Genomic DNA, 14907 nt, shown 5'->3' with positions numbered 1-14907 from the left:
TAGATATTGGTGGTGGGGACACGCTATGTCTATTCTTAACATCTTTGAGTTTTTAGCGACTACGTTTATAAGCGTTCTTCTCTTTATAATTAGCGAATGTATTCTTTATTCCTGTTGGAAAAAGCTATATAGGACGAATGTACAAAAAGGTGCTTAAATCTAAAACTAAAGGAATCTTAATGCAATAAGATCCATCTCATTGTAAAAATGTCATTGAAAGAAAGGCAATAAGTTGAAAAAAGCCGTGACGACTGTTTTAGCAATTCTACTAATGGGAGCAGCGATTTTTTATTTTGTTACATTCTTTGCCTATATCCCATCTAATAAATTTTTCAGTTTTCCTGTCCCTAAAAATGCAAAGCTAGTAAAAGGAAAAGAACGTGTAAACATATATGATTGGTCTAAAGCTTCTGAAGAAAACGGCATCCCGTCAGGATATAAATTAGTAATTAAATCAAAAGGGTGGAAGGAAAGGAACTGAGAAGGGGCCTCTACTTATTATGAAAAAGGAAATAAGATAATTGATTTAATATCTCAAACCGATAAATTAACCCTAATTAAAGACAAAGATTAAGTATACGTAAAATGTAAGAGAGGGTTTTTTTATTGATTCCAGAATTACATACAAAAGTGTTCTATTTAAACAGATTAATGGTTTCATTCAATTATGTATCTACTTATTTCAATTTGACTGTTAAGTATATTGTAATCAGAAATGTATATTTGCTTTCGCTAGCGATATTTATTGAATCAAGTATGGAATGAATTATAGTTTGTGGTTAACTTTTTAGAAGGAGTAGATAAATCAATGAGTACAAAAAGAATACACCTTACCCCATTTGAAACAACTCACATTCAATACTTACATAAATGGTTAAATGATGAACGGGCAATACGAATGATAGGCAGAACACCTTTAACTTATGAAGAAGTAGTACAAGAAGTAGAAAAGAAAAGATTGAACAGCGATTTAATTTTAGGAATTGAAAGCGATGAACAAGAATTAGTTGGATGGGTATTTCTGAAGGATATAGACTACGGACATGGAAGAGCTAGTATAGGAATTCTCCTATCTTCAGAATCTAGAGGTCACGGGTACGGTCGAATGGCTATGGAGCAAATGATTGATTTAGGATTTAAACAGCTTCGTCTAAATAAAATCTATTTAACTACAAGAGGAATCAACAAACAGGCCATTGCACTATATGAAAAAATTGGTTTTGTCACCGAAGGGAAATTAAGAAATCATGCTTATGTGGATGGGAAGTACGTAGATACATATTTTATGGGTATACTAGCTTCGGAATGGAATAAGTAAGCTTATTTTTAAAATTCATTTGCTATTATGAAATTAAAAAGCTAGTACTTCTTAAGATAGGCATTTAATTTTAGACAAAGGGAGAGATAGAAATGAAATCCTATAACTATTTTTGTTCTACTCAAATCGAGGTAGGGATGGGCAAAGCTAAAGAATTACCAGACATGCTAACATCTTTAAATATTGGTTCATCAATTTTAGTCGTTAGTGACCCTGGTGTAGTTCGTGCGGGATTAGTTTCACCAATTGTAACTGCCTTGGAGGCTTCTGGTTATCGAGTGTCGGTATTTGATTCAATTGAACAGAACCCTCGAGATACAAATTGTTTGGCAGGTGCTAAATTATTTTGTGAATTTGGTGCAGATGCAGTTGTTGCCATTGGTGGCGGAAGTGCAATGGACACAGGAAAAGCTATCGCACTGTGCGGCCCAAACGGCGGGGAACCATCTGACTATGCAGACGGTCGACTTCTGTATTCAAACATTGCACCAGTTATTTGTATTCCAACTACTTCAGGTACAGGCTCAGAGGTTACTCGTTCTGCCGTTATCACGGAAGCAGCTACACACCGAAAGATGACGCTCAAACATAGTACATTAAGGCCTGTCTTGGCGATTCTTGATGCTGAACTAACATTAAGTCTTCCTCCTTCTGTTACGGCTGCGACTGGCATTGATGCATTAGTTCATGCGATTGAAGGCTATACCTGTAAAGTCACAAATCCTATTTCACAAGCGCTTGGGGCTCAAGCAATGAGAACCATTGTTTCGGCATTGCCTATCGTTTTCCGCGATGGTAAAAATGAAGCGGCTCGTCAAGATATGCTGGAAGGAAGTCTCTTAGCTGGCCTTTGTTTTGGATCTGCAGATGTTGCCTCAGTACACTGCCTAGCAGAAGCGCTTGGAGGACTTTATGATACCCCGCATGGAGTTGCTAACGCAGTATTTTTACCATACGTATTACGATTTAATTCTACGGAGAATAAGCAGCTGCACGCAAAATTAGCAAGGTATATGAGCTTTGCTAAAGATTCAGATTCAGACGAAGTAGCTGTTGGAAAATTAATTCAAGGAATTATAGACTTAACAGAATTATTAAACATTCCTAAATTAAAAGATTTAGCGGGTGTAAAGAAAGAAGACTTTCCGAGTATTGTAAGGTTGGCCATGGAAAACAACTCATCGTCAAGTAACGTCCGTTTAATTACCGAGGCTGATTATATGCAAATTCTTGAACAAGCCTATTTTAACCATGTAGATAGAAATTGGAATTCTGAAGTAGAGAGCTTAAATTAAAAGATAAAGATTAAATACTGGCTCCCAATTGTCAGGCTGTGTCTAACAATTGGGAGCCAGTTTATAATCAGCAAAGGATTCTTTTTAGGTGCTTTTTAATCATCGCTCTCTTAATGGTTTATATTCTTCTTTTATATCTTTCACTTCTTTGTGTGTTAATCAGTAAAAGTACTCCAGAAATCAGGATAATAATACATACTAACTTTTTAATAAGTGCACGTGGCAGATGCTCAAACCATCGTCAAGCATTTCAAAGCTATCCTTTTTGTAAAATAATCAAAGGGATAGCTTTTCTTATAAAATCGGATATATTTCTCCGTTTAAATCGTTCACAAATATAAAGGGTAAAATTGGCACCTATTTGTAATGAGATGACGTAGGGTCACAAGGTGGTTTTGCAGTATTGGTTGATTGTGCTAACTTAGTTAAATAGTAGCATTCTTCCCTCATCATATGATCAGCCATTAAAGCAGAAAATGTACTAAGCATTTCGTTCGATAGTTCTAATTCTTCGATCTCATGAAGAAATACTTGAAATAACTCTATTTCTAACTTGACGTCTTTGTTCATTCTCTTTAATGCTGGAAAGGATTCAAGGTTCGTTCTTAAATAACCAGTTAATTCTACAGCCTTCAGATAAAAATGTTCAAAATGGGTAGAAAATTGCATACTCTTTTGTTTTAGTTGCTTTTCTACTGCATCAAGACTATCGGAAATAGCTCCAGCATGTCCCGCAGCATCTAATATCCATAACAAATGATGGTGAAGCTCATGAAAGATGGGTGGAATTTGTTGTTGTTCTAAGTAACTAAGAATTAATAAATACTCATCCAGCTCATTGACCATATGGTTTAGAAAAGTAGGTGTAAGGTGAATCGTGAAGTCAGTTGTTAAATGCTTTCTTAATAAGGAAAGTTTAAATTCTTTGAGTGCTATTGTTTGAGCTTTAGCTTTCATTGTAATGCTTTCTAGGTTGTTATGGTCTGCTTTAACTTCTTCTAACAAACTATTAAAAGTTTGGATGAAAGTTTTAGCCGCCTGGATTTCTTCTTGCTCTTTTTCAGCCAAGGCATCTAAGATAAATTGGGAATGGTCTTTCAAAATTTGCATCCAAAATGTATGTTCAAAAATTGCATTTTGAGTAAAGCTACTATTCATTGTTTTCCTCCTTTAATAAGATAGTCACTTTCCAATACATATTAAAGAAAACTTATTTATATTAATATATAAGAGAAAATCTAGCACATTTAAGGTAAATGTTTTATCAAAACCAAACTACATTTTATAAAAAACAGTTATATTTCATTTTTCATTTCCGATTATAAGAGTAAAGTAGAAAGAGATTCTCTAATCCCATTGCTTCAAGTGGACAACACGCTAAAGGAAAAGCCTACTGATTCATTTCGTATCAGTAGGCTTTCTAATTTATAATCTTTTAAGCAAATTACTCTAGACGAACGATTACCACTATAACTACCTTTCAACAAACAGAAGAACCGCTGATTAAGCTCAGTAGTTTTTTCTGTTTGTTATGTATTTTATAATAGTTAAAAAACACTTAAAGAAAGGGCTTTTCGCTTTGTTTTATAAATGAGATCTATTTAAGACAAATCCTGTAATTAACTCATTAAACTGAGTCCACTGTTTGGTAGGCAGTTGGTGACCTTGATTGGGTAAAACAAAGAATTCAGCATGCTTACACTTATTTTTATACTCTTTCATATAGTGAGCAGTCCAATCCTTTTTTCCACCATATATAAACAATAAAGGCATCGTTAAGCGATGAAGCTTGTCTACACAGTTATAGTGTAATGAATGATTATAATACTGATACCAGGATTCCTGGTCTGATTTCCTCATGTAACTAACTAGATTCTTTCTTAATGTTTTGTCTCGAGTATGACTTATAGCAAGGCTTGTTGTTAGTATATTCGGATGTTCTTTTACCATATACATTCCTGTTTTATGTAATAGCCGTCCAGGTACATCTCTTACTATAGGATAAGCTCCTGAAAGTATTAATAATTCAATTCGATGGCGATAATGAATAGCTAGCTCTTGAGCAATTAGACAACCAGCAGAGTAACCACATATAATCACCTTGTCTAGATGCAGCGAATCCATAAAACGTACTAACTCGTTTGCATAAAAAGAAATTGATACAGGCTGTTTAGGTTTTGAGCTTCTTCCATGACCACTTAAATCTGGAAAGATGACTCTCATATGTTTGGATAACTCGTGTTGATATTGGAATACTTTATAGCCAAGTCCAGGGGGATGAATAAAGATGACAGGGGTGCCTTGTCCATACTCTTCATAATACAAATAGTGATTAGTGTTTGTTTCAATAAAAGCCATTATTTTTCACTCCAAAATCAGTTGATGAGTACTTTTTAGTTAAGTCTAATCTAATTTACAAAAGATATAATCCTTTACTATCTTACAGTTAATTCAATATAGTCCCTTGTTGATTCTCGACCGTTTGAGATCAACAAAATTTTTATTATTTATTATGAAGAAACTACGTTCACTATAAAAAAGTCCTGTATTCTTGCTAATAAGAATTCTAGTAACGTGAATGGTGATGACTAAAAATGTATGAAATATATCATATAAAGAGAAAAACTTCCCCGGTCTGCCGAAGGGAAGCTCTTTTTATAGGTTGCTTATACTACATAATGAGAAATTGAGAATGAACATCTCTCCATTTATTCCATAGTTTGATCAAGTTTTCATACTTTATTCATGTTAAGTGTATTTGTTGGCTTATTTCGTATAAGTGTGAGTACCCTAACTAAATCTATATATTATATACAGTTTAAAAATAGAAAAAGACCACCTCTTACCAGTCAAAAGAGGTGGTCTTCTCCCATTCATTGAATTGTAGTCGTAATTGACTCTATCATAGCGTCTTTTTTAGTTTGTGCAAGCTATTGATAACTTATATATATAAAGAAAAGCTTCTGGTGCTTAATCAGGAATCTTTTGTGTACATAGTGCATATTTTTTACTTGTTTTCTAAAACATGCTTTTTACTCGGTTCTCTCATACTCAAAACTACACCTAAAAGGACAATGATTCCACCAATAAATTGGTTTATGCCTACCACTTCATTAAGAAGCAGAACAGAAAATAACACACCGAAAATAGGAACAAGATTCATTAACGTCATCGCAGAACTAGAAGATAATTTGCGTAATCCAAAATTATATAATAAAAAAGCGATAACCGAGCAGAAAACGCCTAGGTACAATAAGGTTAGAAATGATCTTATATCTGGTGTTTGCCAACTTGACTTCTCTATAAAGGCTAATGGAATAAAGGTAATAGCTCCCGCCAAAGTTTGATAAAAAGAGATCGTAATCATGGAATATTTTTTGACAACTTTACGAGTTGTGAAATTATAGAGAGCAAAAATAAAACCTGCCGCAATTAATATAATATTACCAATTAATTGTTTATCATCTGTCTGAGTTTCAGGACTATAGGATATTTGATATACACCTATCATCGCTACTCCAATCCCTATGGCCTTTACCCATGATGTCTTTTTTCTAAAAAAGAGAAATTCCATTAAAACCGTTATAGCAGGATACGACGCTACAATAATAGCGGCATTGGATGCTGTTGTTAGTTCAACTCCTATGTTCTCCAGAGAAAAATAAAGGGTAGTGCCTAGTACACCGCTTATAGACATTAATCCTATATCCTTGAATGAAGGCTTTGTTTTATCTTTCCTGATTAAGAGAATAAGTCCTAAAATAACAGCAGCTATAACAAAACGAGCTGCTCCTAATGTAAGGGGTGGAAAAGAGGTATAGGCTATTTTTGTCCCCACAAACGATGTACTCCATAAAAGGACGGCTATTACGGAAGCACTTATGTATAAACCATTTCCTCTTCTAACCTTTCTTATTTTTAAGCTTTCTTGTTGTTTCGCTATCATTGTATCCATTAGTACACCTCCAAGCAGTATTAGAAACTATTAGGTAGCTACTTTTGTAGCAACTAAAATTAAATTATAATTTTTAAACCCAACTGTCAAGGGCACTAATGGTATACTTAGTTTGAAATTATTGACTCTATCCCGGTATTATCAAGGAGGACCAATCATGACACTAGATATAATAAAAATTTTGAAAGATGTTAATTTTACTGAATATGAGGCAAAAGCATATTTAGCTTTACTAGAAAAATCTCCTCTTTCAGGGTATGCTATTTCATTAAATTCTGGAGTGCCCAGATCTAAAATTTATGAAGTATTGGGAGGACTAGTAGATCGAGGAGAAATCATGGTCAGTCATGAAAATCCTGCTCTGTACACACCGTTACCTCCTAATGAATTAATCAACTTGAAAAAACGTAAAGCTGAATCCTCGTTGGAAGTAGCTGAGGAAGCTCTCGAAAATTATTCTTATGTATCTTTAAACAGAGAAAATATTTGGAACATTACAGGGTATGAGCCTATATTAAATCGCACAAAGGAAGCTATAAAAGAAGCTACAGGGCGTATTCTATTGGAAATATGGTCAGAAGATGCCCAGGAATTAAAAGAAGAATTACAAGCAGCAGCCAAAAGAGGCGTAGAAATTTTAATTGTGTCTTATGGAGATTTAGTATTTGATTTTGCGCAGGTTCATCAGCATGATGCAAGCGAAGAAATAACCAATGAATATGGGGGACGATGGATTGTTCTAAGCGCTGATGATCGAGAGGTAGTTGCAGGTATACTATCACTTGGTAAGGACAGCCGTGCTGCCTGGACGATGCATCCAGGATTAGTTATGCCAATTACAGAAGTAATCATTCACGACTTGTATATCTATGAAATGATGAAAAAACATCGAGAGATCTTAGAGTCAAGCTTTGGACCGAACCTTATTGAACTTCGTAATCGATTTAAATTTAACTCATCAGGTTATAGCGTAGCAGCAAAATTAGGTTTGATTAAATAGCCAGTATTAATGCATATATACTAATAATAAAATTACTTATCATATGATTTTTGGATAACTACTCAAGATGGATGAAGCATTATTTGACTACTTTTTAATAAACAGAAAAACCACTGATTGAGGTCAGTGGTTTTTCTGTTTTTAAGCGATGTATCGTATACATCTTTAGTTACCATAATGGCCTATTTAGGAACGTATGTAAAAAAGAATCCTTCCTACAGTAGGCAAGGAGTCAGTATTGGTATAAGAAATGCTTGATCTTTATACAGCGAAAGTTGTCTTATTTACTAAGATTTAGTCATATGATGTTTGTTAAAAGTCACATATTACTATAGTTTTTGAAATTAAATTTTAACATTTTAAAATAATTGTTGAAATTAAATTTCAAACACGTTATTCTGTACTTGAGAACGATTTCAAACAAAAACAAAGATAGGATGATAAGAAATGCTTGAACATTTAACTACTGAGACTCGTAATGAAAAAACAATGAATCTGGATGAAATGTCCATTTTTGATTTTCTTACAACCATGAATGAAGAAGATGAAAAAGTTGCGAGTGCGATAAAAAAAGAACTTCCTTCTATTGCAAAAGCTGTAGAAGCTATTATAGAAGCTAAGAAACAAGGGGGGCGCCTTATTTATATAGGTGCAGGAACCAGTGGACGCATCGGCTTGCTTGATGCTGTTGAGTGTCCGCCTACATTTGGTACAAGTCCAGATGAAGTAATAGGTTTAATTGCCGGCGGAGAAAAAGCCTTTATTAAAGCAGTAGAAGGAGCAGAAGATAGTAAAGAGTTAGGCATGGAAGACTTACAAAACATTCGACTTACTAAGGCGGACATCGTTGTGGGGATTGCAGCAAGTGGTCGTACACCTTATGTCATTGGAGCATTAGAATATGCGAACTCAATTGAAGCTCAGACAGTAGCTGTTAGTTGCAATAAAGGTTCTGATATTGGAAAGGTAGCAAACATTGCAATTGAAGTAATAAATGGTCCTGAAGTATTAACAGGTTCGACTCGTTTAAAAGCTGGAACAGCACAAAAATTGGTTTGTAACATGCTTTCGACAGCTTCCATGGTAGGTATCGGAAAAGTGTATGGAAATCTAATGGTAGACGTTCAGCTGACGAATGAAAAGCTCGTAGAACGCGCAAAACGAATTGTGATGGAAGCAACTTCATGCACGTATGATACGGCAGAAGAGTACTTAGCAAAAGCAAATTGTAATTCTAAGCTTGCTATAGTCATGATTTTGACAGGCCTTTCATATGAGGAATCTTTACATCGCTTAGAACAAACACAAGGATTTATCCGTCAAGCGATCGTGAATTAAGTAGCGAAACTATAAGGGAGATGGAAACAACTATGAGTAAACATCATCAAACAGCTAAAGAACTGCTTCAAGCTCTTGGAGGCAGTTCTAATATAGCGAATTATACACACTGTATGACAAGACTCCGTGTCACTCCAGTGGATCATAATAGAATCGATGAAGCAAGTATAAAACAAGTGAAAGGAGTGGTAGGAGTTGTCAATGATGATACGTATCAAATTATCCTAGGACCAGGAGTAGTTACGAAAGTTGCTGAACAATTTGGTATTGTACTTCAAGAAGATTCTGCAGCTCCTTCATCTGAAGATTTGACTTCAAAAGGTACAGATATGAAGTCTGAGCTAAAAAAGAAAAACAATACGCCATTCAAAAATTTTTTACGAAAAGTTGGAAGCATTTTCATACCTTTAATCCCAGCATTCGTAGGTGCAGGTTTAATAGCTGGTATTGCCTCTATTTTAGCCAATAGCATAACCGCGGGAGATCTTGATAAAGATACTTGGCAACAATACGTGACGATTCTTAATGTAATTAAAAATGCAATCTTCAGCTATTTAGTTATTTATGTAGGTATTAACGCAGCAAAAGAGTTTGGAGCTACTCCAGCCCTAGGTGGAGTTATCGGGGGTATCACCCTTTTAACGGGAGTTACAGAAGAATTTCCTATTATGAATATCTTTACTGATCAGCCTCTAACTGCTGGGCAAGGCGGGGTTATTGGGGTTTTGATTGCTGTATGGTTACTCTCATTTTTAGAAAAATTCTTACGTAGGTTTATTCCCGATGCAATCGATATTATTGTAACGCCAACAATTGCTCTTCTGATTGTCGGATTGTTAACGATTTTCTTTATTATGCCTTTTGCAGGTCTCATTTCTAGTAATTTAATTGGTGGAATAGATTGGACACTTGAACGTGGAGGGGTTTTTGCAGGTTTTGTACTAGGAGTAGCATTTTTACCATTGGTGATGCTAGGTCTGCATCAAGTATTAATCCCTATTCATATTGAAATGATTAACACAGCCGGTATGACCATCTTGCTTCCGATTCTTGCAATGTCTGGTGCTGGACAAGTAGGTGCAACTTTAGCACTTTGGGTTCGTTGTCGTAAAAATAAATCACTTGTTACCATTATTAAAGGGGCTCTTCCTGTCGGAATATTAGGTATTGGAGAACCACTTATTTATGGAGTTATTCTTCCATTAGGACGCCCGTTCATTACTGCTTGTATCGGTGGAGGAATTGGAGGAGCTGTAATTGGAATGTTCGGAAATGTTGGTTCCATTGCTATCGGTCCATCTGGCCTAGCTTTAATTCCATTAATTGCTCATGGTTTATGGCTGAAATATATCATCGGCTTACTTGCAGGATATGCTGGAGGGTTCATCTGCACATATTTATTTGGCATACCAAAAGAGGCTATTACAGAAGGCTCTAATAACAAAGAAGTACCTGAAGCGAAGACAAAAACTGAAGTTGCTGCAACAGGTGAGAAAAAAGAAATGAACGATACAACTTTAGGAAGCGCATTCAACCTTCCGTTTGACGGATATATTGTGCCTCTAGAAGAAGTTCCTGATGCCGTTTTTTCTTCAAAGATGATGGGAGACGGTTTTGCCATCGAACCAACTAATAATACTCTTGTTTCTCCTATCAATGGGGAGGTTGTTAGCATCTTTCCTACAAAACATGCCATAGGTCTAAAAACAGATCAAGGTCTAGAGTTATTAATTCACGTAGGGTTAGAAACAGTGAACTTAAATGGGAAAGGATTTACATGTCTAATTAAAGAGGGAGAAAAGGTTAAACAAGGAACCCCGCTTTTAAAAATAGACCTAAACTACATTAAACAAAGTGCTAAATCACTTGTTACACCAATCATTTTTACAAATTTATCTGAACATAATCAAATACAGTTATTAAAAACAGGGTACAATGAGCAAGGTATAACAAATATTATTGAGTTAGTTTCTAAAAAACAGTAAGTTAATTAAATCTAATTGATTATTTAAGGGTACTTTTCTAAATAGAAGAGTACCCTTTTTTACGGGTGGAAATTCATCACTTCTAGAGAGTAACCAGGGCTGGATTGGCTATTGGTTCGTTTTTGTAATATTAAACATTAAGCAATGATAGGTTACTTTTACGCCATTTTCGTCACGATGATTATTTTCATATAAATTGATTAACTGACGAAAAAATGAAGGACGCTGACAGTAGTTTTCCTCGTTACTGTTACTTGCTCCAATTTTTTTTATTGATGTAAAAAATGCCTGAACGGTCGGAAAGTATTGAACCTCTAGTTTCTCCATTTTTGATAGTTTAAATGGATGCTCTCTCAATGGAACTAATGCTTGTTCACAAATTTGAGACAACTCTTCAAGAGAAAAAAACGATTGACCAGGTGAACTGTTACTGAAAAGACCAAGCTTTTGTTTCGCATGACTGTAGCATGAATGAAGCTCTTGAAATGTACCATTACCAAAGGTTGAAAATAGCAGGCTGCCTGCAGGCTTAAGTTGTTTATACAATTTTTTGATTGTCGTATGGAGACTATTAAACCACTGAAATGTTGCATTCGAAATAATAAGGTCATACTGCCTTTCTATACTTAGTTCCTCGATATCTCCGCATATGAATGAAACTCGATCTTCCGTTACTTTTTTCTTTGCTAACTCAATCATTCCTGATGACAAATCAACTGCTGTAATAGCAGCCTTAGGAAATTTTTTGCACAATAATTGTGTTAAATAACCCGTACCGCAGCCAATTTCAAGAATCGTTATTTCCTGTCTAAAGAAATTGGTAGAAAATTGATCTATTAACTGATTTGCCATATTTTTTTGTACATCGGCATAAGCATCATAAGTTTTAGCATGATTATTGAACCTTTTCTTTAAAAGTTGCTTATTAATCATAAATGAGCTCCTTTTCGAGAAATTTTTCTATAAGTTGCGTACAGTGCTGAGGCTTTGTAAAAAAAGGAATATGGCCAGCTTTTTCTAGGATACACAGCTGAGCTTTTCCACCAATTCTTTCAGCTATGAAAGAAGAAGATTCAGGTAAACATATTTGATCATCTCTTCCATGGATCAACAAACAAGGAGTTTGAATTTGATCGAGTTGCATTCTAACATCTTTTTGAAGTAAATAATCCAGCCCTGTAAGGAGGGAGTGCGTACTGTCTCCCTTATAATTACGCTGAGCAAATTCAATAAATTGATGATGAAACTTCTCTTCTTTTTCAGATTTAGTGAACATAGCGTTATAAAATGAAGTGAGGGTTTTTTCTTTATTACGCTGTAGCTGTTTTTTCATACGTTCAACGATGCGTTGCTCCCATCCAAATGTATTATGCACGTCATTTGTAAAGCGACTAGTTCCGCCAATCAATATGAGTCCTTCTATCTTGTTAGGGTATAAACTTGCAAGTTCAAGCGTTACAAGGGAACCTAATGACCAACCCATTAAATAAACAGTACCTTGAGTGGAAGTAAGCAATTGGATTGCTCGCTCTCTAAAGTCACTTAGTTCTTTTACACCTCTCCAGTCTGTACATAAAACGTTACATATAGTAGACAATGATTTTCTGATTGGGTGAAACGCTGCTTTTTCCATTCCCCATCCAGGAAATATTATAATAGTGGATTGTTTCATTGAATCACACTCATTTCTTTTCCAATTAGAGAAACTTTTTTTATGGCCCAATCTAAATCTTCTCGAGTATGATCTGCTGTTACAGTAAAACGAATTCTTGCTTTGTTTTCAGGAACAGTAGGGGGCCTAACTGCAATAGCAGCAATTCCTTCTTTCTGTAAACGCTCTGCAAACTGCATTGTTCTTTTGTTTCCTCCCGTTAAAATTGGAATGATTTGAGACTGACTTTTGCATGTGTTAAATCCTTCGTATGTAAGTGCTCTTCTAAAAAATAATGCATTTTCTTGAAGAAGTGTGCGACGCTCTATGTCTTGTTGTACCTTTTTAATCGCAGCCGTTATTGCACCGAGTATAGCAGGGGGAAGAGCAGTTGAATAAATGAATCCTCGCATTTTATTTTTTAAATAAGCTATGAGCCACTGTTTTCCAGTAACATAAGCTCCAAATGACCCTAGCGCTTTACTAAACGTTCCCATTTGAATATCAATTTTATCTTGCAGATCAAGAAAATGCGTATATCCTTCACCATTTTTCCCGTATATACCGCTTGCGTGAGCCTCATCAACCATTAGTAGGGCGTTATACTGCTCTTTCAATTTAACAAGCTCCTTGAGCTTGGCGAAGTCACCATCCATGCTGAAAACAGTATCTGTTACAATTAACTTCCGTGACTCTAAGGGAACTTTTTTTAATAAATTTTCTAGGTGGTTCATATCGTTATGGCGATAGCGTTGCAGCTTTGCACGGCTCAGCAGGGCCCCATCAATGATACTTGCATGATTTAACTTATCGCTGAAGATGAAGCCATTACGCGGAACCAAGGCTGAGATGATTCCTAGGTTTGCATTATAACCACTATTGATAATAAGTCCTGCCTCAGCTTTCTTCCAATTAACAAGTGCTCGTTCTGCTTTCTCATAAAGAGAGTGATTTCCTACTATTAAGCGTGAAGCCGTTGCTCCTATTCCATATGTCATCACAGCATCACTCATTGCTTTCTTCAGCCCCTTATCTCCTGCGTAGCCTAAATAGTTATTAGAGGCAAGGTTTAACATCCTATGGCCATTGACTGTAAGCCATGGTTGTTCAGCAAATTCTGTAGTAACAAGGTGCCGTTTTTGAAAAATCTCATCTAAATAGGCAAGTTCTCTCTTAATATCTTCTTCCCAATTCAATACACTTTCACCACCGAAATAAATATATGTTAACTTAATTATATTTAAAGTTAACAATTATATCTAATCACGCCTTTAGAACAGTGTCAAGATAAAATAGTTTAAAGAGGAGATACTAGATAATTGTCGCCACATAGCTTCCTACAGTTCATTTTTTAATCTCATGAGTAGACGTGCAACCTTACTTCAGTACTCAAATAAAACCTGAAAAATCAATACTTTGTTCACTACTCGTATTTATTAATTAACTTCTTTTCTTAATGAAAAAGCTGCCAAATAGGCAGCTAATAATACAGCTCTAATTTTTATTTAAGGTTTTGCATTGCCAGGAGGCTTGTTAGTTGGAAAAATTGCTTTTTCCACGTCTTCTGCTGCGATTACTGGATCTACCGTATTGCTAGTTGATTTGCCTTTTTGACTATTGCCTTTATCGCGTTTCTGACTCATTTTTAAATCTCCCTTCAAATATAGTTACACTGTTAAGATGAGTTAATAGAGCGGAGCTTATTCAACCCATTGTCCTTTTTAAATAACATTCTAGAACTTAAAAGTTCTTTTATCAGGACTTATCAGACAATATGCTTCCTTAGATAGTTAGATCGGGAATTTGTTTTCATAAACCGAATATATATTAGGTAATTAAAATAAAGTAAGGTGGATTAGACATGGATAAAAGAGTCATTTTTGACTTTGAAGTCGATTTTACTAATGGCGGTGGAATACAAGGGCAGGAATTTCGTCTCGATATTGAGGGTGATGATATCTCTGATGAAGAATTAGCAAAATATATTGTAAAAGATATGAGGCTGCTGATGGTGGATGAGGTAAGGATACTGCACAAAAAAATTATTAGTGAGAAACATAAACGAAAACCTGCTGAGGAAGATAGTGAAAAATAAAACACTTATATGTTATTTGTTTTAATCACATATGCATAGTAAAAAAAGAAGTTACCAAAAGGTGACTTCTTTTTTTTATTTAACCTTATTTTCACTCTTTTTAAGCCTTAAGACATAGGATTCATTAGCTTCCTGAGGTAACTACAACTACATAGTATCTAAAAAATCATAATTCCACTTAGCAATTAGTATCTATTTCATTAATGTTCTTCTTTAATATACTCCCATTTATAGACATTTTGTTTTGTTTTTTTATCCTAGACTGCAAAA

The 14907-nt window shown here is 35.1% G+C and carries 14 protein-coding genes and 1 pseudogene; 8 read left to right on the top strand and 7 right to left on the bottom strand.

Features of this window, described 5'->3' with window-relative positions; translation table 11 throughout:
• Positions 1–232 precede the first annotated feature (232 nt).
• From BG04_RS03540 to BG04_RS03530, 3 genes are all read left to right on the top strand, one after another.
• Positions 233–481 (top strand): hypothetical protein, encoded by a 249-nt coding sequence (locus tag BG04_RS03540; protein WP_230586518.1) that lies wholly within the window; start codon positions 233–235, stop codon positions 479–481.
• Between the two features lie 327 nt (positions 482–808).
• The gene (locus BG04_RS03535; RefSeq protein ID WP_034649805.1) at positions 809–1318 is read left to right on the top strand and encodes a GNAT family N-acetyltransferase; all 510 of its coding nucleotides are present in this window, start codon (positions 809–811) and stop codon (positions 1316–1318) included.
• 92 nt (positions 1319–1410) lie between these two features.
• On the top strand, positions 1411–2613 hold the full coding sequence (locus tag BG04_RS03530; RefSeq protein ID WP_034649808.1) for an iron-containing alcohol dehydrogenase: 1203 nt from the start codon (positions 1411–1413) through the stop codon (positions 2611–2613).
• 357 nt (positions 2614–2970) lie between these two features.
• On the opposite strand, the gene BG04_RS03525 is transcribed toward BG04_RS03530, so the two are convergent.
• The 3 genes from BG04_RS03525 to BG04_RS03515 form a co-directional block, all read right to left on the bottom strand.
• Positions 2971–3771, bottom strand: coding sequence for a DUF2935 domain-containing protein (locus BG04_RS03525; RefSeq protein ID WP_034649810.1), 801 nt, complete (start codon positions 3769–3771; stop codon positions 2971–2973).
• Positions 3772–4197: 426 nt separating this feature from the next.
• On the bottom strand, positions 4198–4971 hold the full coding sequence (locus BG04_RS03520) for an alpha/beta fold hydrolase (RefSeq protein ID WP_034649813.1): 774 nt from the start codon (positions 4969–4971) through the stop codon (positions 4198–4200).
• A 649-nt stretch (positions 4972–5620) separates the two neighbouring features.
• A complete protein-coding gene (locus tag BG04_RS03515) occupies positions 5621–6568 on the bottom strand; it encodes a DMT family transporter (protein ID WP_034649816.1) in 948 nt (315 codons plus the stop codon).
• A gap of 157 nt (positions 6569–6725) precedes the next feature.
• On the opposite strand from BG04_RS03515, the gene BG04_RS03510 reads away from it, so the two are divergent.
• The 4 genes and pseudogenes from BG04_RS03510 to BG04_RS31745 all read left to right on the top strand — a co-directional run bounded on the left by BG04_RS03510 (position 6726) and on the right by BG04_RS31745 (position 10891).
• On the top strand, positions 6726–7568 hold the full coding sequence (locus tag BG04_RS03510) for a TrmB family transcriptional regulator (RefSeq protein WP_034649819.1): 843 nt from the start codon (positions 6726–6728) through the stop codon (positions 7566–7568).
• 447 nt (positions 7569–8015) lie between these two features.
• The gene (murQ, locus tag BG04_RS03505) at positions 8016–8906 is read left to right on the top strand and encodes an N-acetylmuramic acid 6-phosphate etherase (RefSeq protein WP_013084385.1); all 891 of its coding nucleotides are present in this window, start codon (positions 8016–8018) and stop codon (positions 8904–8906) included.
• Between the two features lie 32 nt (positions 8907–8938).
• Positions 8939–10330 (top strand): annotated as a pseudogene (locus tag BG04_RS03500) (PTS transporter subunit EIIC); the annotation flags it as partial.
• Positions 10331–10408: 78 nt separating this feature from the next.
• A complete protein-coding gene (locus BG04_RS31745) occupies positions 10409–10891 on the top strand; it encodes a PTS sugar transporter subunit IIA (protein WP_053215331.1) in 483 nt (160 codons plus the stop codon).
• Positions 10892–10999: 108 nt separating this feature from the next.
• Here BG04_RS31745 and bioC read toward each other — a convergent pair whose 3' ends face one another.
• From bioC to BG04_RS30865, 4 genes are all read right to left on the bottom strand, one after another.
• The gene (bioC, locus tag BG04_RS03495; protein ID WP_034649821.1) at positions 11000–11824 is read right to left on the bottom strand and encodes a malonyl-ACP O-methyltransferase BioC; all 825 of its coding nucleotides are present in this window, start codon (positions 11822–11824) and stop codon (positions 11000–11002) included.
• A complete protein-coding gene (locus BG04_RS03490) occupies positions 11817–12563 on the bottom strand; it encodes an alpha/beta fold hydrolase (RefSeq protein WP_034649823.1) in 747 nt (248 codons plus the stop codon). The genes bioC and BG04_RS03490 overlap by 8 nt, the downstream gene beginning before the upstream one ends.
• Positions 12560–13738, bottom strand: coding sequence for an 8-amino-7-oxononanoate synthase (bioF, locus tag BG04_RS03485; RefSeq protein ID WP_016766327.1), 1179 nt, complete (start codon positions 13736–13738; stop codon positions 12560–12562). Before bioF ends, BG04_RS03490 begins: the two co-directional genes overlap by 4 nt.
• Before the next feature lie 309 nt (positions 13739–14047).
• A complete protein-coding gene (locus tag BG04_RS30865) occupies positions 14048–14185 on the bottom strand; it encodes a hypothetical protein (protein ID WP_013084380.1) in 138 nt (45 codons plus the stop codon).
• Between the two features lie 218 nt (positions 14186–14403).
• On the opposite strand from BG04_RS30865, the gene BG04_RS03480 reads away from it, so the two are divergent.
• Positions 14404–14637, top strand: coding sequence for a hypothetical protein (locus tag BG04_RS03480; RefSeq protein WP_034649827.1), 234 nt, complete (start codon positions 14404–14406; stop codon positions 14635–14637).
• Positions 14638–14907: the final 270 nt, after the last annotated feature.

This window comes from Priestia megaterium NBRC 15308 = ATCC 14581 (genome assembly GCF_000832985.1).
GTDB lineage: Bacteria > Bacillota > Bacilli > Bacillales > Bacillaceae_H > Priestia > Priestia megaterium.
The sequence above is the reverse complement of the archived record's forward strand: the minus strand, read 5'-3'. Positions and strand labels throughout refer to the sequence as shown.